The organism is Rathayibacter sp. AY1H2, assembly GCF_002931985.1.
Lineage (GTDB): Bacteria > Actinomycetota > Actinomycetes > Actinomycetales > Microbacteriaceae > Rathayibacter.
Genome location: NZ_PSUV01000004.1, coordinates 60,421 through 82,214, shown reverse-complemented (window position 1 = coordinate 82,214; position 21,794 = coordinate 60,421). Strand labels below are relative to the sequence as shown.

The window sequence follows — 21,794 nt, the reverse complement described above, 5'->3', positions numbered from 1 at the left end:
TGCCGGGACCCTCTTCTCTCAGGCAGGCGTGCCGGAGCTCGATACTGAGGTCATGGCATCACCGCTCGTCTCCGACGTCGCTCACTCCGGTCTCACCGTGGCCGACCTCGACGACGCGCTGGTGCTGTGGTGCTCCGGTCTCGGGTTCGTGCTCGAGCGCACCTTCACGCTCGACGTCGACGTCACGGCGGCGACCACGGGCGTCCGTGGAGCCGTGATCCGCGCAGCGACGGTGACCCTCGGCCCCCACCGGGTGGAGCTGCTGCAGTACGACCCGCCCCGACAGCTCGAGTCCGCCGGCTCGCCCGCACAGGTCGGCACGGTGCACATCGCGCTCACGGTCTCGGACCTCGATCGTGTCCTCGAGCTCTGCGCTGGACACGGTTGGAGACCGGTCGGGACACCTCACCGGATGACCGCTGGCGCCCGAGCCGGCACGCGCATCATCTACCTCGAAGGTGCCCTCGGCGGATTCCTCGAACTGATCGCGCCCCCGCAGCTCCCGTAGGCCGCGTCGGCCGATCGCGTCGAGGGCCCGACCTCCCAGCCCGCCAGCCTCGCCATCCACTCCTCCACCGCGTCGGGCGTGCGCGGCATCGCCGCCGAGAGCAGGATCGACGACGTCTCCGTGACCACGAGGTCGTCCTCGATCCGGATGCCCAGGCCCCGCAGCTCAGCGGGGACCGTCAGGTCGCCGGGCTGGAAGTAGAGTCCCGGTTCCACGGTGAGCGTGTGGCCGGCCGCGAGCACTCCGCCGAGGTACGTCTCGTGCGGAGCGTGGTTGCAGTCGTGCACGTCCATCCCGAGCATGTGCCCGGCGCGGGAGATGCTCCACCGGCGGTGGTACGACGCGGACGGGGCCATGGCCTCGTCGACCGAGCAGCGGATCAGGCCGAGGTCGATCAGCCCCTCGGTGAGGGATCGCCCGCACGCGTCCTGGTAGTCCTGGAAGCGCACTCCCGCGCGCAGGGAGTCGATGCCGGCCTGCTGCGCGCGCAGCACGATCGAGTACACGTCCCGCTGCAGCGGGGTGAACTCCCCGCTGACCGGGAAGGTGCGGGTGATGTCGGCGGCGTAGAGCGAGGGCAGCTCGACCCCCATGTCCATCAGGACGAGATCGCCGTCGGCGAGGGGCCCGGTGTTCCGCGTGTAGTGCAGGGTCGTGGCGTGCGCTCCCGAGGCGACGACCGATCCGTAGGCCAGCCCCTGTCCCTCGACCAGGGCGCGGCGGGCGAAGGTGCCCTCGAGGTAGCGCTCGCCGCGGGGCATCGCGCGGGCGACCTGCCACGCCTCGAGGCAGTCGTCGAAGCCCCGCACCGTGCCGTCGACGGCGAGCTGCAGCCGTCCGATCTCCCAGTCGTTCTTGATCAGGCGCAGCTCGTCGAGCGTCGCCTTGAGCACGAGGTGCGGTCCGAGCTCCGGCCCGCAGATGCTCCGCACCAGCTCGTCGACGCTCTCGTCGAGGGTGGGCAGGACCCGGATGCGCCGGGCCCGCCGCGCGGCCCGCTCCACGTCGCGGGTGAAGTCGGCCAGCGGCCGGGTCTCGATGCCCAGTGCTGCCTGCGTCTCGGCGAGCGACGGCCGCGGCCCGACCCAGAGGTCGCCGAGCGCGTCGTTCTGCCAGAACTCGTCGCCGTCGCGGCCGGAGGGAGCACGCAGGTACAGGATCGAGCCGGCCTCCCCTCCCGTCGTGTCGACGACGAGCACGCTCTCGGCGACTCCGTTGCCCGTCAGCCACACGTGGTCGGTGCCCGGGCGGAAGCGGTGGTCGCTGTCGTTCGAGCGCACCCGCGGCAGGCCGGCAGGGATGATCAGCAGCTCGGCGGGCAGCGCCTGCGCCAGTCGCGACCGGCGCTCCGCGGTGTAGGCGAGCACCGGGTCGTCGGGGTCGATCACCGGCTCCGGATCGGCCCAGCCGGCGGTCATGAACGCGCCGTCCCCGGGGAGCGGGCTGCGGTTCACGGCCCTCGGCATGCTCCAGAGTGCGGACTCCTCGGCCCGGGCCTCCTCCACCGCGCTCACGCGCCCGTCCGCTCCAGCGCCTCGGGCAGCTCCTCGAGCCAGGCCGCCCGGTCGGCGTCGAGCGGGGCCAGCGGCAGCCGCCCCAGCCCGTCTGGCAGCGGGATCGCCGCGAGCAGCGCCCGCGTGTACGGGTGCAGCGGGCTCTGCCACACCGTCTCGGTGTCCCCCGACTCCACGACGCGGCCGCGGTACATCACGAGCACCCGGTCGGCGATGCGCCGGACCACCGAGAGGTCGTGCGAGATGAACAGCATGCCCGCGCCGGCCTCGACGCTGAGCGAGCGCATCAGCGCGGCGACGCTCGTCTGGGTCGAGGCGTCGAGGGCCGAGATCGGCTCGTCGGCCACGAGCATCCGCGGCCGCGCCGCGAGGGCCCGCGCGATGGCGATGCGCTGCTTCTGGCCGCCGGAGAACTCGTGCGGGAACCGGCTCGCCATCGCCGGGTCGAGCCCGACGCGGCGCAGCCAGTCGGCCGGGTCCGAGCCCTCGGCGCCCCGGGCGAGCGCCGCCCGGACGCCGTCGCCGATCTGCTCGCCGATGCGGCGACGGGGGTTGAGCGAGGAGTTCGGGTCCTGGAAGACCATCTGCACGCCGGTCATCGCCGGACTGCGCCGACGGAGTCCGAGCGCGGGCACGTCGACGCCGTTCAGGCGCACGTCGCCACCGCGGCGCTTCTCGATGCCGACCACGGCGCGCGCGAGGCTCGACTTGCCGCAGCCGCTCTCTCCGACGAGCGCCACGACCTCGCCGGCCGCCACCCGGAAGCCGACCCCGTCGACGGCACGCAGCGGCGGTCGCCGCCCGTACTCGACCACGATGCCATCGGCCTCGAGAACCACTCCCGCGCTCATCGCGCACCCCTCTCGACGTCGCCTTCCGCGGCCGCGCCCGGATCGTCCGCGGCGGCGGCCCTCTCGTGCCCCTCGACGAGCTCGGCGACCAGCTCCTCCGGGCTCTCCTCGAAGCTCGAGCCGGGCAGAGCCGCGAGCAGCGCCCGCGTGTACTCGTCCTCGGGCGCGGTGAACAGCCGCTCGCGCGGAGCCGACTCCACGACGAGCCCCTGGCGCATCACCGTCACCTCGTCGGCCACGGCGCTCATCACGCCGAGATCGTGGGTGACGAGCAGGATGCTCAGCCCGCCGTCGTCGACCAGCTCCCGCAGCAGCTGCAGCACTCCGGCCTGCACGGTCACGTCGAGCGCGGTCGTCGGCTCGTCTGCGAGCAGCACCGAGGGCTCGCACGCGAGAGCCACCGCGATCGCGATGCGCTGCCGCTGACCCCCGGAGAACTGGTGGGGATAGCGCCCGAGGGAGGCCCGGGCGTCCGGCACCCGCACCCGCTCGAGCAGGGCCTCGGCCCTGGACCGCGCGGCCTCCTTGCCGAGACCGAGGTGGTGGCGCAGGTGGTCGGTGAGCTGGCGGCCCACGGTGAGCTGCGGGTGCAGGCTCGTCGACGGGTCCTGGAAGACCATGGCGACCCGGCGTCCGCGCACCGCGCCGAGCACCTGCCGGGACGCGCCGACGAGCTCCGTCGTGCCGTCGCCGGTGTCGTCGGCGAGGCGGATGCTCCCGCTGGCCGTCATCGATCCGGGCAGCAGTCCGAGCACCGCCAGGGCGGTCATCGTCTTGCCCGAGCCCGACTCGCCGGCGAGGCCGTGGATGCCGCCGCGGCGCAACGCCAGATCGATGCCGTCCACGACGGCGTGGCTGCGGGTGCGGATGCGCAGCCCGCTGATCGTCAGTGCGTCGCTCACAGCGTGGCGCCTCCTCCGCGGACCGTCTGCGACCGCGGGTCCAGGGCGTCGCGCAGGGCGTCGCCGACGAAGTTGAACGCGATGACGACGGTGAGGATGGCCAGGCCCGGGAAGACCCCGATCCACCACGCGTCGAAGTTCTGGATGGCGTCCGACACCATCGAGCCCCACTCGGCGGTCGGCGGCTTCGCGCCGAGCCCGAGGAACGACAGGCCCGACAGCAGGAGGATGGCCGTGCCGATGTCGAGGCTCGCCAGGACGAGCACCGGGCCGACGATGTTGGGCGCGATGTCGCGGACGAGCGAGCGCAGCGGCGAGAAGCCGAGCAGCTGGCCGGACACGACGTAGTTCGACGAGCGGAGGCCGAGCACGAGGCCTCGGGTCAGCCGGGCGTAGGACGGCCACGACACGATCAGCGCCGCGAGCACCGCGTTCAGGAGCGACGCTCCGAGCGCGGCCGCGATCACCATCGCCAGGATGACCGTGGGGAACGCCATCACGAGATCGGTGATGCGCATCGCGACCTCGTCGACCGCACGGCCGAGGAATCCGGCGACGGATCCGACGATCGCGCCGATCAGCACCGACATCACGACGAGCAGCAGGGCGAGCGGGATCGTGACCCGGGCACCCCAGATCACCCGCGAGAACACGTCCCGGCCGAGCGCGTCGGTCCCCATCAGCGTGCCCTCGCCGGGCGCCTGGAGGAGGGGCAGGTCCTGCGCGAGCGGATCGTGCGGGGCGATGACGGGGGCGAGCACGGCGATGAGGATCCAGAGCACGCCGACGGCGGCGCCGAGGAGTCCGAGCGGCGCCGACCAGCGACCCAGGCGCAGGCGGGGGCGGCGCAGGCGGAGGCCGGGGGCGGCGACCGGGTCGAGCACTCCGGCACCGACGCCGTCGCGCGGACCGGCCGGAGCGCCGTCGCGCGGGTCGGACCGGGTGGTTCGCGGATCCGTCACGAGGCCAGCCTCACTCTCGGGTCGAGCACGCCGTACAGCAGGTCGACGATCAGGTTCACGAGCAGGTACATCACGCCGATGAGCAGGCCGACGCCCATGATGCCGCGCAGGTCGAGGTGCGACGCGGCCTGGTAGGCGTAGGAGCCGATCCCGGGCCAGCCGAAGACCGCCTCGACGAGCACGGTGCCGCTGAGCAGGCTGCCGAAGGCGAGGCCCACGACGGTGAGGATCGGGATGCTCGCCCCGCGCAGCACGTAGGAGAAGGTGACCGCGCGGTTCGGCAGCCCCTTCGCGCGTGCGGCCCGCACGTAGTCCTGGTCGAGGATCTCGAGCACTGCGGTGCGCACGAACCGGGTCAGCAGGCCCACCGTGTAGAGGGTCAGGACGAGCACGGGGAGGAAGAGGTGCGACGCCGCGTCGAGGAAGGTGTCGAGCTGGCCGGCGAGCAGGGCGTCGACCGTGTAGAGGCCCGTCACCGTCGGCGGCGTGGTGAAGTCGCTGCTCAGCCGGCCGGAACCCGGCGCGATCCGCAGCTGGAAGTAGAGGACGTAGTAGAGGACCAGCGCGAGCCAGAAGGTCGGCACGCTGAGGCCGGCCAGCGACACGACGCGCAGAACGTGGTCGGAGGCCCTGCCGCGCCGGTAGGCGGCGACGGTGCCGAACAGCACGCCGACGATCACGCTGAGCACGATGGCGCCGAAGGCGATCTCGAGGGTGGCCGGCAGCGCCTTCGCCAGGTCGGCGACCACCGGGTTGTGCGTGGTGGTGGAGACGCCGAGGTCGCCGTGCAGCAGGTTGCCGAGATAGGTGAAGTACTGCACGACGAGCGGCTGGTCGAGACCGTACTGGGCGCGGAACTGCGCGACGATCTCCGGATCCTCCGCAGCGCGCTGTCCGAGGGCGGCCGCCACGGGGTCGCCCGGCACGAGGTTGGTCAGGATGAAGGTGACGAGGGTCACGCCCACCACCAGCAGCAGCGAGGTGAGCACGCGGCGGAGCGCGTAGCGGAGGAACGGGTGGGCCGCCCGGCCCCCGCGCTGACGCGGGGTCCGGACGGCCGTCGTGGTGGTGGACACGGGCTACTGCGCGGTGAGGGCCGCGATGTCGATGGTCCACACCGCGTTGTAGACGACACCCGAGACGTCCTTCGCCGCGGCCATGTTGTTGCCGGGCTGGAGCAGCGGGATGAAGGGGCCGTCGGCGTTCAGCGCGGTCTGCAGCTCCTCGAAGCGCGACTGGCGCTCGTCGTCGCTGCCGCCGGTGGCCGCGGCGTCGGCCAGCGCCGAGATCGCGGGGGCCGCACCGTCGGTCCAGCCGGAGCGGAGGCCCACGACGTCGCCCGGGGTGAAGACGAGGTAGTCGCTCGGATCCGGGTAGTCCGGGCCCCAGTACCAGAGGCCCATGGTCTCGGTGCCGTTGCGGTAGGCGTCGAGCTCGGTGGCGACGGGGGCCGGGGCGAGCTCGACGGTGATGCCGGCGTCCTTCAGCTGCGACTGGATGCGCTGCGCGATGGTCGGGAAGTCGATGCCGTTCAGGCTGATGTCGCTCGGGAAGTTGAGCGTCACGGACTCGCCGGCGTAGCCGCTCTTCGCGAGGTCAGCCTTCGCGGCGTCGAGGTCCTGGGTGAGCGCGCCGCTCTCGGGCAGGGCGCCGAGCAGCATGCTCGGGATGACGCCGGACGCCTGGGCGGTGCCGTTGCCGGCGATCGAGACGAGGTCGTCGTAGTCGACGGCCTCCTTCACGGCCTTCACGAAGTCGGGGTTCGACGTGATCGCCGAGACGCTCGGGTTCTGGTTGAGCAGCAGGAAGATCACGTTCGCCGACGGGTCGCTGGTGACCGCGACCGAGTCGCCGAGCGCCTCCGCCTGGGTGCCCGAGAGGTCCAGCGCCACATCGGCGCTGCCGCCCTCGACGTTGATCTTCTGGGTCGCGCCCTCGACGTTCTGGATGACGACGCGTCCGTAGCCCGGGGCATCGCCGTCGTAGTTCTCGTTCGCGGTCAGCACGACCTGCGAGGCGAGGTCGAGCGTGTCGAGCACGTACGGGCCGGAGCCGGCGGAGGTGGTGTTGAGGAACGTCTCGGCGGTGTCGGTCTCGTCGGTGGTGCCGCCGTTCTCCTTCACGACCTTCGAGTTCAGGATGCCGAGCGCCGGGTTCGCCAGGATCGCCGGCAGGGCGGGCGTGGGGTTCTCGGTGGTCAGCACCACCGTCGTGTCGTCCTTCTTCGTGACGGTGACGCCGTCGAGGAGGAACGAGGGGTTGCCCTTGAGGCCGATCACGCGCTGCAGCGAGAACACCACGTCGTCGGCGGTCATCGCGGTGCCGTCCGAGAAGGTGTGCTCGCCGTTCAGGGTGAGGGTGAAGGTCTTCGCGTCGTCGGACTGCTCGAGGCTCGCGAGGCCGTCGACGACCTGCGAGACGTCGCCGCCCTCGAAGGTGAGGAGGGTCTCGTAGAGCGCCTTGTCGACCATCTGGCCGGTCGGCTCGTACATGCGGCCCGGGTCGGCGGTCTTCAGGTCGAACGCCTTGTTGATGGTGAGCGTCGCGCTGCTGCCGTCGGCGGTGTCGACGCGGCCCGAGGAGCAGCCCGCCACCAGAAGGGCGAGGGAGACCGCCGCAGCGGCGATCACCACTCGCGTCGGGGCGGAGCGCGGGGTGCGGGTGGAGCGGACAACCATGGAGGCCTCCTGGCGAGGGTTCGGCTGGACGTGTTGCGAAACGATGGCACATCGCGACGCACTCCGTTTCCAGAGGGCCGCTATCGTGGACGAACTGCCGCCCGCAGCGACGAAGGAGTGGATTATGTCGATCACCGATCCGGCCGCCGGTGCGGTCGCTGGACAAAGCGCGGGCCGGCTCGACGACCTCAATCTGCGCATCCTCGCCGTCCTGCGCGAGAACGGGCGCATCTCGATGTCAGCCTTGGCCGAGCGGGTGAACGTCTCGCGGGCGAGCGTCTACAACCGGGTCGAGCAGCTGACCGCATCCGGCGTCATCACCGGGTTCTCGGCCCTGGTCGATCCGGGGAAGGTGGGGCTCGACGTCTGCGCCCTGGTGTTCGTGACTGTGCACCCGCAGTCGTGGCACCGGTTCCGCGAGGGCATCCTCCAGATGCCCGACGTCGAGTATTGCTGCATCACGACCGGCGAGCACGACGCGATGCTCCTGGTCCGCTCGCTCGACATCGGCGGCGTGCACGACTTCGTCACCGGCGTGGTCGCGGCCCGGCCCGAGGTGAAGTCGGTGGTCTCGGTCGTCGTGCTCGACGAGGTGGTGCGGAAGGCCTATCTGCTGCCCTCCGACATCCCCGACCGCTCCGGATCGACGAACCGGCTCGGCATGACGCGGTTCACCACCGCGGGGAACGGCCGCGACGCGGCGCGCTGAGCGTCAGACCTCGACGCAGATGCTGACGTGGTCGTCGCCGTCGATCTCGAACTCCTCGACGAGCCGCAGCAGGCCCTCGCCGTCGAGCTCGACGCGGCTGCCGCCGGTGCCGCTGACCACGGTCCCGCCGTCGATCAGCTGGTGCACGAACGAGACCTGCAGGGCGTCACCCGTGCGCGTGCCCACGAACCGGCCGAAGGTCACGGTGTCGCCGACGTAGTCGCCCCAGACCACTCCGTCGCGCTCGGAGTAGTGGAACCGCGACGGCGACTCCGGGTCGACCGCGCTGTTGGTCGAGGAGGTCATCACGAACTCGCGGCCGTCGAGACTGGGGGCGGTGGTGGCGTCGTTCACGTCATGGAGTATGACGGAGAGGTCGAGGTGTCCTGGCCGCACGCCGGTTTCGTCTCGTTCTTCGGGTCCGCGACCCCCGGGGCTGGACGAAAGCGCCGTCACGGCGTCCCTCCACGGTTCATTCGTCTGCGGTCGCGGACCGACCGACGTCGCTCGGATCGCGCCGAAGGCCCTCCGGCGTGGAGCGGGCGACTCCACGGACAGGACGTCGTCCGGTGTCTGCGAGGCGTCCGGACCTCCCCGGCCGCCTCGATGCTCCAGCGATTCGTCCGCGATCGGATTCTTTCCCGTACTCTCAAAACCCGTACGGGGAATGAATCGGGGCTCATTCGCATCCGATTCGAATTCAGCATCTTGGGGGCGCAATGGATCCGCAGCAATCGGTGAACAGTGATCGCGCCGTGTGCGCCAACGCGAGGAGCGACGGATGACGGGATCGAGCACGGCAGGGGCCGTCGTGAAGCGCCCCGAGTCGCGAGAGTGGATCGACTTCGCCAAGGGCGTCGCGATCAGTCTCGTCGTGCTCTACCACTCGTCGTTGTTCCTGGGATTCTTCGGCCTCGAGGGGTACGTCCCGAAGCTCCGCACTGTGCTGCTCTACTTCCCCATGCCCGTGTTCTTCTTCATCGCGGGCCTCACGGCCGCCCGGATGCTGACGTGGACGTTCGCCGAGCTGTGGCGCCGCCGGGTCCTCGCGCTGGTGTACCTCTATCTGCTGTGGTCGTTCATCCGGGTCGTCTTCTACCTCATCGTCCCGTTCTCACGGTCGGAGGCCACCTCACCGACGGACCCGCTCAACGTGCTGGTGCTCCCCATCCTGCCGTCGAGCAGCTACTGGTTCATCTGGGCTCTCGCGATCTTCAGCATCCTCGCCTGGGCGATCCGCAAGGTGCCCCGGTGGATCCAGCTCTCTGTGGCCGGGCTGCTGTCCGTCGCGTCCACGACCACGGGCCTGCTGGACACCGACAACATCGGCTGGGACCGGGTGCTCCAGAACTTCATCTTCTTCCTCGTGGCGATGTTCATCCCCCGCACGTTCTACCGCTTCGCCGCCCGCGTGAAGGTCTGGCAGGCGCTCGCGCTCGCAGTGTCCTACATCGGCATCATCGCGGTGATCGTCGCCTTCGACGCCAACCGCATTCCGGGCGTCATCCTGATCGCCAGTTCGGTCGCGATCGTCCTGGGCATCGCCGGCTCCCAGTACCTCGTCAAGGTCCGCGCACTGAAGATCTTCGTCACCATGGGGCAGCAGAGCTTCCAGATCTATCTCCTGCACCTCTTCGTGATCGCTGTCGTCGTCGCGTTCGTCCCCCTGCTCGGCGAGACGAATGTCCCGACCGGCCCGGCGACGGTCTTCCCGTTCGCCCTGACGGTGTTCTCCCTCTGGGCGTCGCTGTTCCTCTTCCAGTCGCTGCGGCGCTTCTCCTGGTTGTGGGTGAGCCCGTTCAGCACCGGCAAGTCCCAGAAGAAGCGCCTCGCCGCCAAGGAGGCGAGATCGGCCGCGGTCCAGCCCACCGCGGTCGAGTCCGCAGCTCCTGTCGCCCCGGCCGATGAGCCCGCTGACGCGGGGACTGCGGGCAGACCGGAGAAGGACTGACCGGCGAGCACCTCCCGGGCGACTCCCCGGGCGACCCTTCTGCAGGCCCGAGTCGTCTCGGGCGCTGGTGAGTCCGCCTCAGACCGGGCCGGCCCGCGCTGCTCGGTCTCGGGTGAGCCGAGGGAGCAGTCGGACGAGGACGACCATGCCGACGAGTTCCACGAGGGTCTGCGTGACGACGACGACGGGCGCGAGCGACAGCGGTGCCGGGAGCGCGAGTGCGAGGGGCAGCACGACGAGCGAGTTGCGGGTCGCGCCGCTGAACACGAGGGCGCGCGTCGCGGGCACGTCGAGTCGGAAGACGCGTCCAGCACCCAGCCCCAGAGCGGTCATGACCACGAGGAATCCCGCGTAGAGCGGGACGAGAACGAGAAGCCGGCCGGCCGAGGCGCCCACGGCGCCGGACTGGGAGGCGACGACGGTGAAGAGCGTGGCCGTCATGAGCGGCACCATGAGCCCGAGCATCGTGGACTCGACGATCCGGCCGGACACGTGTCGGCGCGCCAGGGCCTGCACCAGCCCGGCCGCGGACAGCGGCACCACGATCAGCAGCAGGAACGCCCGCGCGAACGGACCGGCGTCGACCACCGCCACCCCCGCAGGACCGATGAAGAGCACCAGATACACGGAGAGGAGGAGGATCTGCGCGAGCATCAGCAGCGGTGCGGCGGCGAGCAGCCGGTCGGACGCCCCTCCGGCGAGCCCGGCGAACACGATCACGTAGTCGATGCACGGCGTCAGGAGCACCAGGAGGACCCCGAACAGCAGCACCGGAGTGTCGGCGACGAATCGGGACAGCCCGTAGGCGACGAGCGGCACGACGACGAAGTTCAGCACCCCGACCGCGGCGAGGAAGCGGCCGTCGCGCAGAGACCGTCCGATCGCGGCGAACGGGACCCCGAGGAACGTGGCGAACAGCAGCAGCGCGAGCACCGGTTCGATCGCGACCTCGAGGTGGTGCGCGGCGGGCAGCAGCAGTCCGAGAGCGGCGCCGGCGGCGATCGCGGCGAGGTAGAGCGGGATCTGGCGGCGCTCGAGCCAGGCGACGAGCGCTCTCACGACAGCAGGTCGGCGAGAAGGAGGGGCACGGGTGCAACGGTAGAGGTCCGAACCGCTTGAGGGTCGCTGCTCTGCCGCTCGTCGCGGCGGAGGGGCTTCTCCCTCGACCCCGCCCCGGTGAACGGTCCGGGCCGAGACCTTGGACGATGCGGCCCAGCCAGGATCCGCTCCCGCACGGTCCTCCCCGTGAGACGCGCCCAGGACGAGACGCCGTCGACAGCTCTTTCCTGCATCACTCGACGGTCCTCATAAGCTTTCGCAACTTCTGGTGTCGGAAAGATACGAACGCATCATGTCCATCAGGCGCGAAAGGCTCGAAGAACTCAGAGGTATTGAGGCCTCGGCCAGTTAATGCTTTAATCCACATCGAACCGGTTCGATGATCTATGCAGCACTGTGCGGATAGGTTCGACCAATCGCTCGATCAATGGAGATACAGCAGATGAACAGATCCATCGCTCTACGTGAGACGCCTCCCACGGATGCCGACCGGCGACAGCGCCGTCGGATCCGCGGGCGTCGTGTCCTCGCAGCAGTCGTCTCAGCCGCGGTCGTCGCAGCGGGGAGCGTCCTCGCCGTGGGCGCTCCCGCGGAAGCGGCACCCGGAGCCGCAGCCACGCTCGTCGTGGAGGCCGACCAGCCCTTCCGTCCCGTCACTCACATGGCCAGCGGGTCCCTGTACGGACTGGCGAGCGCCGGCGTCCCGTCCCTCGACAAGATCCTCCCCATCAAGCCGCACACCTTCGTGCAGAAGCCCGAGGGGGGCACACAGCAGCCGACCGGTGACGCCCTGTCGGTCGCCGACACCGCGAAGTCGGCCGGTGCGGGCGTCGTCGTCCGCCTGGTGGACTACCTGCCCGGCTGGCCCTATCGATACGACAAGGCCTCCTGGCTCCCGGCCGTCGAGAAGATGGTCCAGGACACCCAGGCGTCCGGCAAGACGAACATCGTCGCCTATGCCATCTGGAACGAGCCCGATATCACCTGGCAGGCGTCGAACGGCTCCTTCTTCGATCTCTGGACCGAGACCTACCGTCTGATCCGCACCCTCGACCCCGAGATGCCGATCCAGGGCCCCGCCTACTCCGACAACATCACGAACATGCGCGCGTTCTACGAGCACGCGAAGGCGACCGACACCCTCCCGGACGTCCTCGAGTGGCACGAGCTGATCCGCTCCTCGAAGATCAAGGGCGACGTCGAGAAGGTCCGGGCCATCCTCGACGACCTCGACCTCCCCGAGCCGCCCATCGACATCACCGAGTACGCGGCACCCGCCGAGGTCGGCCTGTCCGGCCCGCTGGTCGGGTACATCGCGAAGCTCGAGCGCTACGGGATCACCCGCGCCGAGCTCCCGTTCTGGAACCAGTCGGGCGCCCTGGGCGACCTCCTCACCGGACGGAACGGCGACCCCAACGGCGCGTACTGGCTCTACACCTGGTACGCCCAGATGACCGGCCAGATGGTGACCACCACGCCGCCGTCGAACGAGAGCCCGCTCGACGGCGCCGCCTCCGTCAGCGACGAGGGCGACGAAGTGCGCGTCATCGCCGGCGGCAACACCGGAGCCACGTCCATCAAGGTCAACGGGCTCGACGAGCTGTCGCTCGGCTCGAAGGTCGACGTCCAGGTGGACTTCACCGCCTCCTACGGCCGCACGGTGAAGACCGACGGCCCGGTCACCATCTCGAACACGACCTACGAGGTCGCCGCCGACGGATCGATCACGGTGCCCATCGTGATGAACCCGACCTACGGCTACCAGGTGATCGTCACCCCGGAGAAGAGCCCGACCAGCCTGGCGGGCGACTACACCGTGGGCAACGCGAACTCCGGTCTGCAGCTCGCCACGCAGGGCGGCGCGACCGCGAACGGGACGCCGGTCGTCCAGGCCGACTCCGCGACCGCGACCGGACAGGCGTGGAGGATCACGGCAGCGGGCCAGGGCCTCTACCGCGTCGTCCACACCCCCAGCGGGCGCGCCCTGACCATCGCCGGCGCCGCAGCGTCCAACGGAGCAGCCGCGGTGATCGCCGACGCGAACGGCGGAGACGAGCAGCTGTGGCAGCTCATCCCCGACGGGAAGGGGAAGGTCCGCCTCGCGAACTACGCGACGGGCAAGACGCTCGGGGTCCTCAACCTGAGCAAGGACGCGGGCGCTGCGGTCATCCAGTGGTCCGACGGCGCACCGACCTCCAACTGCCAGGTCAGCGGAGCCCGCCAGCCGGGCAGGTTCGGCACGGCACTGGACTTCTGCAAGACGGCGTCGTACGGGTCGCTCCCCAGCGGAATCGTCAGCGGACTCACCGGCGACTGGTCCGTCTCCACCTGGATCAAGCCGGCGTCGCTGACGAACTACTCCCGCGTCTTCGACTTCGGCACGGGCCAGAACGTCAACATGTTCCTCACTCTCAACGCCGGGGGTGCCGGACCGCGGTTCGCCATCACGAACACCGGCGCCGGAGGCGAGCAGCGACTGACCTACGGCGGTCAGAACTTCCCGCTCAACCAGTGGTCGAACGTGGTCGTCACCGTCTCGGGCACGCAGGGCACGATGTACCTCAACGGCACGGTCGTCGCCACGAACCCGAACATGACGGTGAAGCCGTCGGCTCTCGGGAACACCAACCGGAACTACCTGGGCAAGTCGCAGTACGGGGACCCGGCCTACGACGGCGCGATCGACGACTTCGCCGTCTACGACCGGGCGCTGTCCGCGGCCGACGTGGCCGCTCTGGCCGGCGGCCGGGCGGCGGCGGGCACCGTCGCGCAGTACGCGTTCGACGAGGCGTCCGGAGCCGCGCTCCAGGACTCCTCGGGGAACAACCGGAACGGGACCATCGTGCTCGGAACCGACGGGGCCACCACCAGCACCGCGACCGACGCCCAGACCGCCGACCGGTTCTGGACGCTCACGCCGGTCGCCGTCGCCGACACGACCAAGCCGGCGGTCACGCTGGTGTCACCCACCACGGCCGGACCCTTCTCCGCACTGGCCGTTCAGGTCGATGCGACGGACGACCGCGGACTGAAGCGCATCGTGGCCAACATCTACAAGGACGGCAAGCTCGTCAAAAGCACGCAGTCCCCGGTCGCCGGTGGAGCGAGGACCGGATCGCACTCGGCCACGGTGCAGCTGCCCGACGGGAACTACACCGTCAAGTACAACGCGGAGGATCTCGCGGGCAACATCGCTCCCACGAAGACCTTCGCGGTGACGCTGGACAGCACGGCGCCGACGGCCACGGTCAAGACCGAGCCCTCCTTCACCACCGGTGAGAAGGGCGTCTACGACCAGGTGAGCTTCAAGCTGTACGACGCGGGCAGGATCGACAGGGCGGTCATCAACGGTCGCGTGAAGGATCTCACCGACAACGCGTGGTCCGACGTGAACTTCATCAAGCCGGGCGTCTTCGGCGCGGTCAAGGGTGCCAACACCATGGTCGTCCACGACGTCGCCGGGAACACCACCACCGTCCAGTTCACCCTGAACTGACCCGGACCTCGAGGCGCCCCGTATCCGTACGGGGCGCCTCGAGCGTGTGCGGGGCATGCCACGGCAGGGTGGGCACAGGGAAGGCGTCCCCCGCTCGGACCGGCAGCGGCCCCTGGATGCAGGAGCATGAGGTGCGACCGCCGCGTGCTCTCCTGCACCTGAGCGGAGAGCCGGCAGCAGTCCGACCGGTCCTCGCCGTCCGACAGCCTCCGAGGAGAACGACAGTGGCCACCATCGCAGACGTCGCCCGCGAAGCGGGCGTCTCCCGCAGCACCGCGTCCTACGCGTTCTCGGGCAACCGCCCGATCTCGGCCGAGGTGCGCCGGCGAGTGCTCGCTGCGGCTCGTCGCCTGGAGTTCACGCCCAACGCGGGCGCGCGATCGCTGGCGACCTCGCAGACCCGGGTCATCGGCCTGCTGGCGCAGTTCCTCGAGGACGAGTTCGCCCCCGCGATGCTGCAGTACACCCTCGGCGTCTCGAACATGGCCCGCGAGCTCGGATACGACATCCTGCTGGTCACCGACGCGGACGGCACGAGCGCACTGCGACGCATCAGCGACTCCCGCATGGTCGACGGGATCGTCCTGCTCAATGTCGCCGTGGACGATCCGCGGCTGGACATCCTGCGCAACGCCCGGCAGCCCGGCGCCCTCGTCGGCCTGCCGAGGGACTGCTCCGGCGTCGACGTCTTCGACCTCGACTTCGAGGAGACCGGTCGCGCGATGATCGACCACTTCCACGCCCTCGGGCATCGGGAGCTCGTGCTCGTGTCCCCGCCCCAGCACGTCGTCGATCGCGGCGGCGCCTACGTCTGGCGCCTGCAGGACGCCGCTCTCCAGGCCGCCGATGCCCACGGCATCCGACTGCACACGTCGTTCGCGCCCTCCACCCAGCCGGACGTCGGCCGGGCGCTCGGAGATCTGCTCGACGCGCACCCGCGGGCGACGGGCCTGCTCGTCAACAACGAGGCGGCCGCAGCGGCACTTCCGAGCGTTCTGGGAGCGCGGAGCACGAGGAGCCCGGAGGACGTCTCGGTGCTCGGCCGGTTCTCGGAGGAGTTCGCGCGCACCTTCTCGCTCCCCTACTCCTTCGTGGAGAGCGCACCCGACCGGCTCGGGAGCATGGCGGTGCGTCAGCTCGTCCGCCGGATCGAAGGCGCGACGGACACCGAGGAGGCGTACGTCGTGCGCCTCCTCGGCCCTGAGATCGTCGAACGTGGCAGCACGGCGCCTCCGCGTCCGGCTCCCGCGGCCTGAGCGGACGACCTCGCCCGGGGGCCCTCCGTCCACCCGGGACCACGACCACGAGGCGTCGGCAGCGGACCGCAGGAGGGCGTCGGGACCCCGGAGTCCGGCAGCAGTCGCGACCAGCGAGAGCATCAGCCGCGGATTCAGAGGTCGTCGAGAACCTCCCGAAGGATGCGGGTCAGCGCTGTCGTCCTCTCGTGGTTGGTGGCCGATCCGAACGTGTAGTGGGGCATCCTCCTCACGAACGACCGGGCGTCGGGTCCGAGGGCCTTCTCCAGTGCTTCGGCGATCCGGGTGTCCGGTCCTGTGCCCGACAGCCATTCGAACGCGGCGTCGCCCATGCCGACCACCACCGGCGTCCGGCCGTCGGCTCCTTCGCGACAGGTGGTCAGCTCCCAGGTCAGCAGCTCGGCGCAGCGTTCGACGTGGTCCCTGCCCGCCTGCTGCTCGTCGCGCAGAGTCGTCCGAAGAGCCCCCGCGTCACGGGTCGGAACCAGTTTGAAGACGTCCGACATGTAGGCGACAGGCGCACTCGAGTCGAGGACCTCGTCGTAGGCGGCGCGCACACTGTTCCGGAGTGCGCCGTCGCCCCGATGACCGGGCGAATGGAAGGTCTGCCAGAACGTCGGGTCGGAGGGAGGGTTCTTCCCGCCCCAGTTGATCGCGAACAGCACGACGGATGTCGTCATGGGCTGCAGCTCGACGAACTCCTCGGGACTGCTCGCCGTGACGGGGCCGGCCAGGTCACCGCGCTCGCCCCACCTCGCCCAGGACGTCGCGTGCCCGAGCTTCCAGCCCCCTCCCTCGACATCGGGATGGCTGATGTCCTCGTCACGCAGGGCCTGGTACGTGGCGTAATCGACAGGCGGGAAGCTCATAGCGGTCCTCTCGGGGCTGCAGGGCCCTGCCTCGGTGGCAGGAGGAGGGCGTGAGACCGGGCGTCTCGATCCAGAGGCTATCGAGACAGTGGTCTTATCCGTCCCTCGTTCTCGAGTCCCTCCGGAGCGTCGTGCCGACCTCCGATCGGCGGAACGGTCGACGGCCTTCCGGCACCACGAGCACGGGCCGGGCGGACGACAGGTCTCGCTTGACGCAGCGGCTCGCGCCCCGCCGTCGCGATCGCCACCGCCCGCTGGACCAGTACCCTGTCGCCTCGCACCGCGTGGACCATCACCACCGCGACCGCCGCCGCGGGAACTCTGGGCCTGGCGCTCGCCGCCGACACTCCGTCCGCCCTCGCGGCCTGCCTGCTCTTCGGATGGGGATACACCGCCGCCACCGGGTCGCTCATCGCCTGGACCGCCGCTCTCGACTCGGACCGCGCGGCGACCGGCACGGCCCTGCTCTTCGTAGTGCTGATCGCCGGACAGGCCGTGGGCGCAGTGGGGCTCGGAGCGCTGCTCGACGGGCCGGGCACGATGGTCGCCTTCGCCGCCGCTGCTGTCGTGACGGCAGCCGCCGGAATCACCCGCCGCCAGAAGTCGCCGAATGATCGGCTGTCGGCACGGTCGTCCGGTTCGTAGTGTCGGACGTATGGATCCGCGACCGCTTCCCGCCGTCGGCGCCCCGGCCACCCGTGCGCTCGAGGACGCGGGCGTGCACGATGTGGACGACGTGAGGCGGGTGGGCCTCGACCGTCTCGCAACCCTCCACGGAGTCGGGCCGAAGGCGCTCCGGCTCCTCCAGCAGGCCCTCGACGCAGACGATCCCGCTCCGTAGCGATCCCTTCCCCGCACGGTCGCCTCGACCCAGAATGGTCGGAGACTCGGCGCGCCGGTTCCCGGGGGCGATCCGACCGCGGAGGCGGCCGCCGAGGGAACGGTGGTCGGATGAACCAGGAGGCGCGATGAAGGTCATGCTCGTGATGCGGTCCGACGGCAGCTACGCCGGGGGCGATACCCCCGAGGACTACGCGGCCTGGGCGGACTACGACGCGTCGCTGAAGGCGGACGGCGTCCTCGTCGACTCCGGACGCTTCGCCGACGCCTCCGGGGACGTCTCCGTCGAGACGGATCTGACCGCGGCGCGAAGAGAAGGCGGCACTCCGGCCCCGTCCCGAGCGGAGGAGCGGTCCGCCCTCGTCGGCTACTACCTGCTCGACTGCCCGACCCGGGACGACGCCGTGCGGTACGCCCGACGCGCCCCCCTCTACGGCTCGGTCGAGGTGCACGAGCAGGCGCAGTACTGAGCCGCGGTCGCCGGTCGGGCGGCTGTCCCCGTCACCGCCGAGCGGGACCGACCGCTTCACCCGAGGGATGCGAATCGGGCGTCCGGGATCGGGACGGCGGGAGGGAAGTGGTGTACCGTCATCGCCTGACCGATTCTCATCGGAGTGGTCGACCCGTCTCACCGGCGGTGTCGATCCGGGGCTGAAAACCTCCGGCGTCCTCGAAGCCCGGAGGTCCTCCCATGTCAGTGTCCCCACGAAGCACCACCGTCGACGGTGACGCGTCCCCCTTCGTCGTCGTGGTCAGCGCAGAAGCGCACCCGAGCGGCGCGGGGTCGGAACGTTCCGATCCGGCCGCCTCGCCGGCAGCGCTCGCACGTCCGAGGACGGGGTACGGCGGAGCGATCCGGCTGGCGCAGGGCCGCGTGCTCGGCCCGCCCTCCTCCCCCGGCACCGAGCTCCTCTTAGGGCTGCTCTTCTGGCGCAGCCGCCGCGAGGCCGAGGATTTCGCGGCGGAACTGAGCCGCACTGAATCGTCGTGGGTCGTGGACGAGGGGATCTACCGGTTCACCACCTCGGCGACGGCGAGCCCGGACGACGCGACTCCCGTCGATCCGGTGCGCGCTGCCCCGACGGCGGCCCACGAGATCATCCGACTGGCGCCCGTCGCGGGCAAGCAGGCATGGATGGCCGAGTACAACGAGAGCGAGACGCGCGGTCACATCAGAACGCTCGAGGGCTTCGTCTCGACGAGCTTCTTCCGCGACCTCCGGAGCGATCGGATCATCGAGTACGTGCAGTGGCGCTCGGCCGACGACCTGACAGCGGCGTTCGGGGACGAGCGCTTCGCCGAGCACTTGAGCGTGAACAGCCATTACTCCGACGGCGAGGCCTTCCTCTTCGGAGAACGGTCGACCGATGCGGCACCCGCCGATGAACCGCCCGACGGCTCGTCCACCCCCTCCGGGACCGACGGTCCTGCCGCCGCTCAGAGCCCCGAGGCCCGACCGTGACTCGACTCGAGACCGTTCACGAGATCCTCGGGCCCTGGTCGTTGGCCACCACCCAGCGGTTCTGGGAGGGCTTCACCCCGAACCGGCTCGCGTCGCAGCCGCAGGCCGCGGGCATCCGCTCCGCCCTCCTCTGCGATGCCGACTGGCAGCGAGTGGACGTCGCGGTCACCCAGGACGGGCCGTCCGCCCGCATCGTGGTCGAGGGCCCGGGCGACCTGGACGCCGCGACCGAGCAGGTCCGTCGGCTGCTGTCCATCGACATCGACGGGCGCAGCTGGCCCGACGTCGCGGCGCGCGACGAGGTCATCGCGGACGCGCAGGCTCGGCTCCCCGGGTTCCGGCCGTGCGGCTTCTTCTCGCCCTACGAGGCGGCGGTCTGGACGGTCCTGTCGCGTCGGCTGCAGATCCGGCAGGCGGCGGCGGTCAGGACGCGTCTCGCGCAGCAGCTCGGTGATGACGGAGCCTTCCCGTCCCCGGCCGTCCTGCGTGCGGCGTCCCTCGACCTGCCCGACCGCAAGGCGGAGTACCTGCAGGCGATCGCCGAGGCCGCCCTCGACGGACAGCTCTCCGGCTCCCACCTGCGCTCGCTCCAGCCGGCCGAGGCCTTCGTCCAGGTGCAGAGCATCCTGGGGATGGGGCCGTTCTCGGCCGAGCTCGTCGTGATCCGCGGCGCGAACTTCCCCGACGTCCTGCCGCGCAACGAGGGCAGGCTGAGCGACGAAGTCGCGAAGCGCTACGGCGACGACCGGTCGATCGACGAGATCTCCGAGACGTGGACGCCGTTCCGCTCCTGGGCGGCGGTGCACCTGCGCGCGCTCGCGGAGTAGACGGGCGACTCCCAGGGGCGGCCCACCATCAGGACGGCTCCTCCCGCAGGCGCCCCGCGGCGGCCGCTGCCGCGGAGATCTCTCCGCAGTGAGTCCGGCGACGGACGCCACCCCGAAGGCCCGGGCGGATGATGGTCGGGTGAACCGCACCGATCGTCTCTACGGGCTCGTCGAGGAGCTGCGGGCGGTCTCGCCCCGGCCGCGGAGCGCGCGCCGTCTCGCCGAGCGGTTCGAGGTGTCGGTGCGGACCATCGAGCGGGACCTGTCCGCGCTGCAGCAGGCGGGTCTGCCGATCTGGGCGGAGCCCGGCCGCACGGGCGGCTACGTCATCGACGCGTCGGCGACCCTCGGTCCGGCCGGGTTCACGCTGGAGGAGGCCGTCGCCGTGCTGATCGGCCTCAGCGCGCTGCGGCGCAGTCCGTTCCGGCAGGCGGCCCGGACCGCCGCCCGGAAGACGCTCGCGGTCCTGCCCGACGACGTGGCCGCCCGCGCCGGCGCGGTCGCCTCCCGGGTGCACTTCCTCGAGAGCGAGGAGGAGGCGCCCGTCCCGGCGGAGTTCGCGACGGCCCTCCGAGCGGATCGTGTCGTCCGGCTCCGCTACCGCGACAGCAGCGGTGCGGAGGCGGTCCGCGACGTCGAACCGCTGGGCTCGATCGGGAAGGAGGAGCACTGGTACCTGATCGCGTGGTGCCGGCTGCGCGAGGGGGTCCGGGCGTTCCGCGGCGACCGGATGCTGTCGGTCGAGGTGACCGACGAGCGGCCTCCGCAGCGCACCCTCCGAGCCGAGGACCTCGCGCTCCAGTACGGACGACTGCGGTCCGTCGTCGACGACTGACCTTCTCCGGGACGTCGACGGCCGCCGCGGACCTCGCGGAGACGAGGACGATCTGCGGAAACACCGACAGGACGGTGTCGCGACGACAGGCGAGCCTGGTGCCTCCACCTCGTCCCCGCCCCTGAAGGAGCCCCATGTCGTTCACCTCCCTCCGCCTCGTCACCGACGACCTCGACGGCCTCGTCGCCTTCTACGAGCAGGTCATCGGCCGTGCGGCCGAGCGCCCGGCGCCGGTCTTCGCGCAGTTCACCGGAGCGGGCGCGACCCTCGCGATCGCCTACACCACGACCGTCGGGATGCTCGATGGCGCCGTCGTCCCCGCGTCGAACCGCTCCATGCTGCTCGAGTTCGAGGTGCCCGACGTCGACCGCGCCTTCGCCGAGCTCGCACCCCGGAGCGAGGACGTGGTGCTCCCGCCGAGCACCATGCCGTGGGGCAACCGCTCCGCCCTCGTCCGCGACCCGGACGGGAACGTCGTCAACCTGTTCAGCAGGCCCGCGGGCTGACCGGTCGCGTTCCGTCGGCCGCGCCCGCTGGGCCCTGCCCGAGTGGCGGCCCGACGACCGGAGTGGGTCGCGACGCGTTTCAGAGAGCCGTTCCCCGCCGGGACGGCGTCATGACGCGCTGCCGGGCGCTGCGAGCTCGCCCGTGAGGTACTGCGCTCGACCGAAGCCGAAGGACCAGTCCGCCGCGGTGTTCTCGACGAAGCCGACGACGAGGTCGGCGCCGTCGACGCCGATCTCCTCCAGCGCGGCGGCGAGTGCGGCGAAGAACGTCTGCTTCTCGTCCGTGGTGCGTCCGGTCTGAGTGAAGATCTGGATGACCACGACCTGCTCGGACCTCTCGATGCCGAGACCGACGTCGAGGGCGGTGAGCCGGCCGGGCTTGTGCTCGGTGACGATCTGGAAGCGGTCGCGCTCCGGGAGGCCGTAGACCTCGACGAGGGTGCGCATCAGCGCGTCGCCGAGTGCGGTGATCTGCTGGTCGGAGCGGCCCTCGATCAGGTCGATGCGGATGAGCGGCATGGTGATTCCTTCGGGTCCGGGGAGGTCGTCGCACCGTAACGTGCGGCCTG

At 70.8% G+C, this 21,794-nt stretch carries 21 protein-coding genes; 11 read left to right on the top strand and 10 right to left on the bottom strand.

Features of this window, described 5'->3' with window-relative positions:
• Positions 1-52 precede the first annotated feature (52 nt).
• Positions 53-508, top strand: a complete 456-nt coding sequence (locus C5C29_RS05070; protein WP_104308035.1) for a VOC family protein — start codon at positions 53-55, stop codon at positions 506-508.
• On the opposite strand, the gene C5C29_RS05065 is transcribed toward C5C29_RS05070, so the two are convergent.
• Genes C5C29_RS05065 through C5C29_RS05040 form a run of 6 tightly spaced genes read right to left on the bottom strand, consistent with a single transcriptional unit; the run spans position 448 to position 7,415 of the window.
• Entirely contained in the window at positions 448-2,022 is a 1,575-nt protein-coding gene (locus C5C29_RS05065; protein WP_219813769.1) for an aminopeptidase P family protein, read from the bottom strand. The two genes, C5C29_RS05070 and C5C29_RS05065, sit on opposite strands and share 61 nt — an antisense overlap.
• Positions 2,019-2,873: an ATP-binding cassette domain-containing protein gene (locus C5C29_RS05060; RefSeq protein WP_104308034.1), complete on the bottom strand. Its 855-nt coding sequence runs from the start codon at positions 2,871-2,873 to the stop codon at positions 2,019-2,021. The genes C5C29_RS05065 and C5C29_RS05060 overlap by 4 nt, the downstream gene beginning before the upstream one ends.
• Positions 2,870-3,775 carry an ABC transporter ATP-binding protein gene (locus tag C5C29_RS05055; RefSeq protein WP_104308033.1) on the bottom strand — a complete coding sequence of 302 codons (906 nt, stop codon included), beginning with the start codon at positions 3,773-3,775 and terminating at the stop codon, positions 2,870-2,872. The genes C5C29_RS05060 and C5C29_RS05055 overlap by 4 nt, the downstream gene beginning before the upstream one ends.
• On the bottom strand, positions 3,772-4,737 hold the full coding sequence (locus C5C29_RS05050) for an ABC transporter permease (RefSeq protein WP_258069459.1): 966 nt from the start codon (positions 4,735-4,737) through the stop codon (positions 3,772-3,774). The genes C5C29_RS05055 and C5C29_RS05050 overlap by 4 nt, the downstream gene beginning before the upstream one ends.
• Positions 4,734-5,813: an ABC transporter permease gene (locus C5C29_RS05045; RefSeq protein ID WP_104226525.1), complete on the bottom strand. Its 1,080-nt coding sequence runs from the start codon at positions 5,811-5,813 to the stop codon at positions 4,734-4,736. Before C5C29_RS05045 ends, C5C29_RS05050 begins: the two co-directional genes overlap by 4 nt.
• A gap of 3 nt (positions 5,814-5,816) precedes the next feature.
• Entirely contained in the window at positions 5,817-7,415 is a 1,599-nt protein-coding gene (locus C5C29_RS05040) for an ABC transporter substrate-binding protein (protein WP_104308032.1), read from the bottom strand.
• A 124-nt stretch (positions 7,416-7,539) separates the two neighbouring features.
• Here C5C29_RS05040 and C5C29_RS05035 point away from each other — a divergent pair, with 124 nt between their 5' ends.
• A complete protein-coding gene (locus tag C5C29_RS05035) occupies positions 7,540-8,124 on the top strand; it encodes an Lrp/AsnC family transcriptional regulator (protein ID WP_104308031.1) in 585 nt (194 codons plus the stop codon).
• A 3-nt stretch (positions 8,125-8,127) separates the two neighbouring features.
• Here C5C29_RS05035 and C5C29_RS05030 read toward each other — a convergent pair whose 3' ends face one another.
• Positions 8,128-8,478: a hypothetical protein gene (locus C5C29_RS05030; RefSeq protein WP_258060307.1), complete on the bottom strand. Its 351-nt coding sequence runs from the start codon at positions 8,476-8,478 to the stop codon at positions 8,128-8,130.
• Between the two features lie 427 nt (positions 8,479-8,905).
• On the opposite strand from C5C29_RS05030, the gene C5C29_RS05025 reads away from it, so the two are divergent.
• On the top strand, positions 8,906-10,075 hold the full coding sequence (locus tag C5C29_RS05025; RefSeq protein ID WP_104267688.1) for an acyltransferase family protein: 1,170 nt from the start codon (positions 8,906-8,908) through the stop codon (positions 10,073-10,075).
• 78 nt (positions 10,076-10,153) lie between these two features.
• Here the strand turns inward: C5C29_RS05025 and C5C29_RS05020 are convergent, their stop codons facing one another.
• Positions 10,154-11,134: an arsenic resistance protein gene (locus C5C29_RS05020; protein WP_104308030.1), complete on the bottom strand. Its 981-nt coding sequence runs from the start codon at positions 11,132-11,134 to the stop codon at positions 10,154-10,156.
• Between the two features lie 661 nt (positions 11,135-11,795).
• Between C5C29_RS05020 and C5C29_RS05015 the strand changes: the two genes are divergently transcribed.
• Entirely contained in the window at positions 11,796-14,630 is a 2,835-nt protein-coding gene (locus C5C29_RS05015) for a LamG-like jellyroll fold domain-containing protein (RefSeq protein ID WP_219812915.1), read from the top strand.
• A 224-nt stretch (positions 14,631-14,854) separates the two neighbouring features.
• Complete coding sequence (locus C5C29_RS05010; protein ID WP_104223262.1) at positions 14,855-15,886, top strand: LacI family DNA-binding transcriptional regulator; 1,032 nt, start codon at positions 14,855-14,857, stop codon at positions 15,884-15,886.
• Between the two features lie 134 nt (positions 15,887-16,020).
• Here the strand turns inward: C5C29_RS05010 and C5C29_RS05005 are convergent, their stop codons facing one another.
• Complete coding sequence (locus C5C29_RS05005; RefSeq protein ID WP_104223263.1) at positions 16,021-16,755, bottom strand: hypothetical protein; 735 nt, start codon at positions 16,753-16,755, stop codon at positions 16,021-16,023.
• Between the two features lie 655 nt (positions 16,756-17,410).
• Here C5C29_RS05005 and C5C29_RS05000 point away from each other — a divergent pair.
• The 6 genes from C5C29_RS05000 to C5C29_RS04970 all read left to right on the top strand — a co-directional run bounded on the left by C5C29_RS05000 (position 17,411) and on the right by C5C29_RS04970 (position 21,225).
• Complete coding sequence (locus C5C29_RS05000; RefSeq protein WP_104223264.1) at positions 17,411-17,596, top strand: DNA-binding protein; 186 nt, start codon at positions 17,411-17,413, stop codon at positions 17,594-17,596.
• Positions 17,597-17,723: 127 nt separating this feature from the next.
• A complete protein-coding gene (locus C5C29_RS04995; protein ID WP_160033412.1) occupies positions 17,724-18,065 on the top strand; it encodes a YciI family protein in 342 nt (113 codons plus the stop codon).
• A 227-nt stretch (positions 18,066-18,292) separates the two neighbouring features.
• Positions 18,293-19,057: a hypothetical protein gene (locus tag C5C29_RS17050; RefSeq protein ID WP_181128748.1), complete on the top strand. Its 765-nt coding sequence runs from the start codon at positions 18,293-18,295 to the stop codon at positions 19,055-19,057.
• The gene (locus tag C5C29_RS04980; protein ID WP_104223268.1) at positions 19,054-19,884 is read left to right on the top strand and encodes a DNA-3-methyladenine glycosylase; all 831 of its coding nucleotides are present in this window, start codon (positions 19,054-19,056) and stop codon (positions 19,882-19,884) included. Before C5C29_RS17050 ends, C5C29_RS04980 begins: the two co-directional genes overlap by 4 nt.
• Before the next feature lie 139 nt (positions 19,885-20,023).
• Positions 20,024-20,719 carry a YafY family protein gene (locus tag C5C29_RS04975; protein WP_104223269.1) on the top strand — a complete coding sequence of 232 codons (696 nt, stop codon included), beginning with the start codon at positions 20,024-20,026 and terminating at the stop codon, positions 20,717-20,719.
• Between the two features lie 134 nt (positions 20,720-20,853).
• Positions 20,854-21,225: a VOC family protein gene (locus tag C5C29_RS04970; protein WP_104223270.1), complete on the top strand. Its 372-nt coding sequence runs from the start codon at positions 20,854-20,856 to the stop codon at positions 21,223-21,225.
• Positions 21,226-21,333: 108 nt separating this feature from the next.
• Here C5C29_RS04970 and C5C29_RS04965 read toward each other — a convergent pair whose 3' ends face one another.
• Complete coding sequence (locus tag C5C29_RS04965) at positions 21,334-21,744, bottom strand: tautomerase family protein (protein ID WP_104223271.1); 411 nt, start codon at positions 21,742-21,744, stop codon at positions 21,334-21,336.
• Positions 21,745-21,794 lie beyond the last annotated feature (50 nt).

Bases quoted from the DNA above. Each gene is read 5' to 3' on its own strand.
- C5C29_RS05070 (WP_104308035.1), top strand. From the start codon at position 53: ATGGCATCACCGCTCGTCTCCGACGTCGCTCACTCCGGTCTCACCGTG.
- C5C29_RS05060 (WP_104308034.1), bottom strand. From the start codon at position 2,873: ATGAGCGCGGGAGTGGTTCTCGAGGCCGATGGCATCGTGGTCGAGTAC.
- C5C29_RS05040 (WP_104308032.1), bottom strand. From the start codon at position 7,415: ATGGTTGTCCGCTCCACCCGCACCCCGCGCTCCGCCCCGACGCGAGTG.
- C5C29_RS05035 (WP_104308031.1), top strand. From the start codon at position 7,540: ATGTCGATCACCGATCCGGCCGCCGGTGCGGTCGCTGGACAAAGCGCG.
- C5C29_RS05025 (WP_104267688.1), top strand. From the start codon at position 8,906: ATGACGGGATCGAGCACGGCAGGGGCCGTCGTGAAGCGCCCCGAGTCG.
- C5C29_RS05015 (WP_219812915.1), top strand. From the start codon at position 11,796: ATGGCCAGCGGGTCCCTGTACGGACTGGCGAGCGCCGGCGTCCCGTCC.
- C5C29_RS05005 (WP_104223263.1), bottom strand. From the start codon at position 16,755: ATGAGCTTCCCGCCTGTCGATTACGCCACGTACCAGGCCCTGCGTGAC.
- C5C29_RS05000 (WP_104223264.1), top strand. From the start codon at position 17,411: ATGGATCCGCGACCGCTTCCCGCCGTCGGCGCCCCGGCCACCCGTGCG.
- C5C29_RS04995 (WP_160033412.1), top strand. From the start codon at position 17,724: ATGAAGGTCATGCTCGTGATGCGGTCCGACGGCAGCTACGCCGGGGGC.
- C5C29_RS04970 (WP_104223270.1), top strand. From the start codon at position 20,854: ATGTCGTTCACCTCCCTCCGCCTCGTCACCGACGACCTCGACGGCCTC.
- C5C29_RS04965 (WP_104223271.1), bottom strand. From the start codon at position 21,744: ATGCCGCTCATCCGCATCGACCTGATCGAGGGCCGCTCCGACCAGCAG.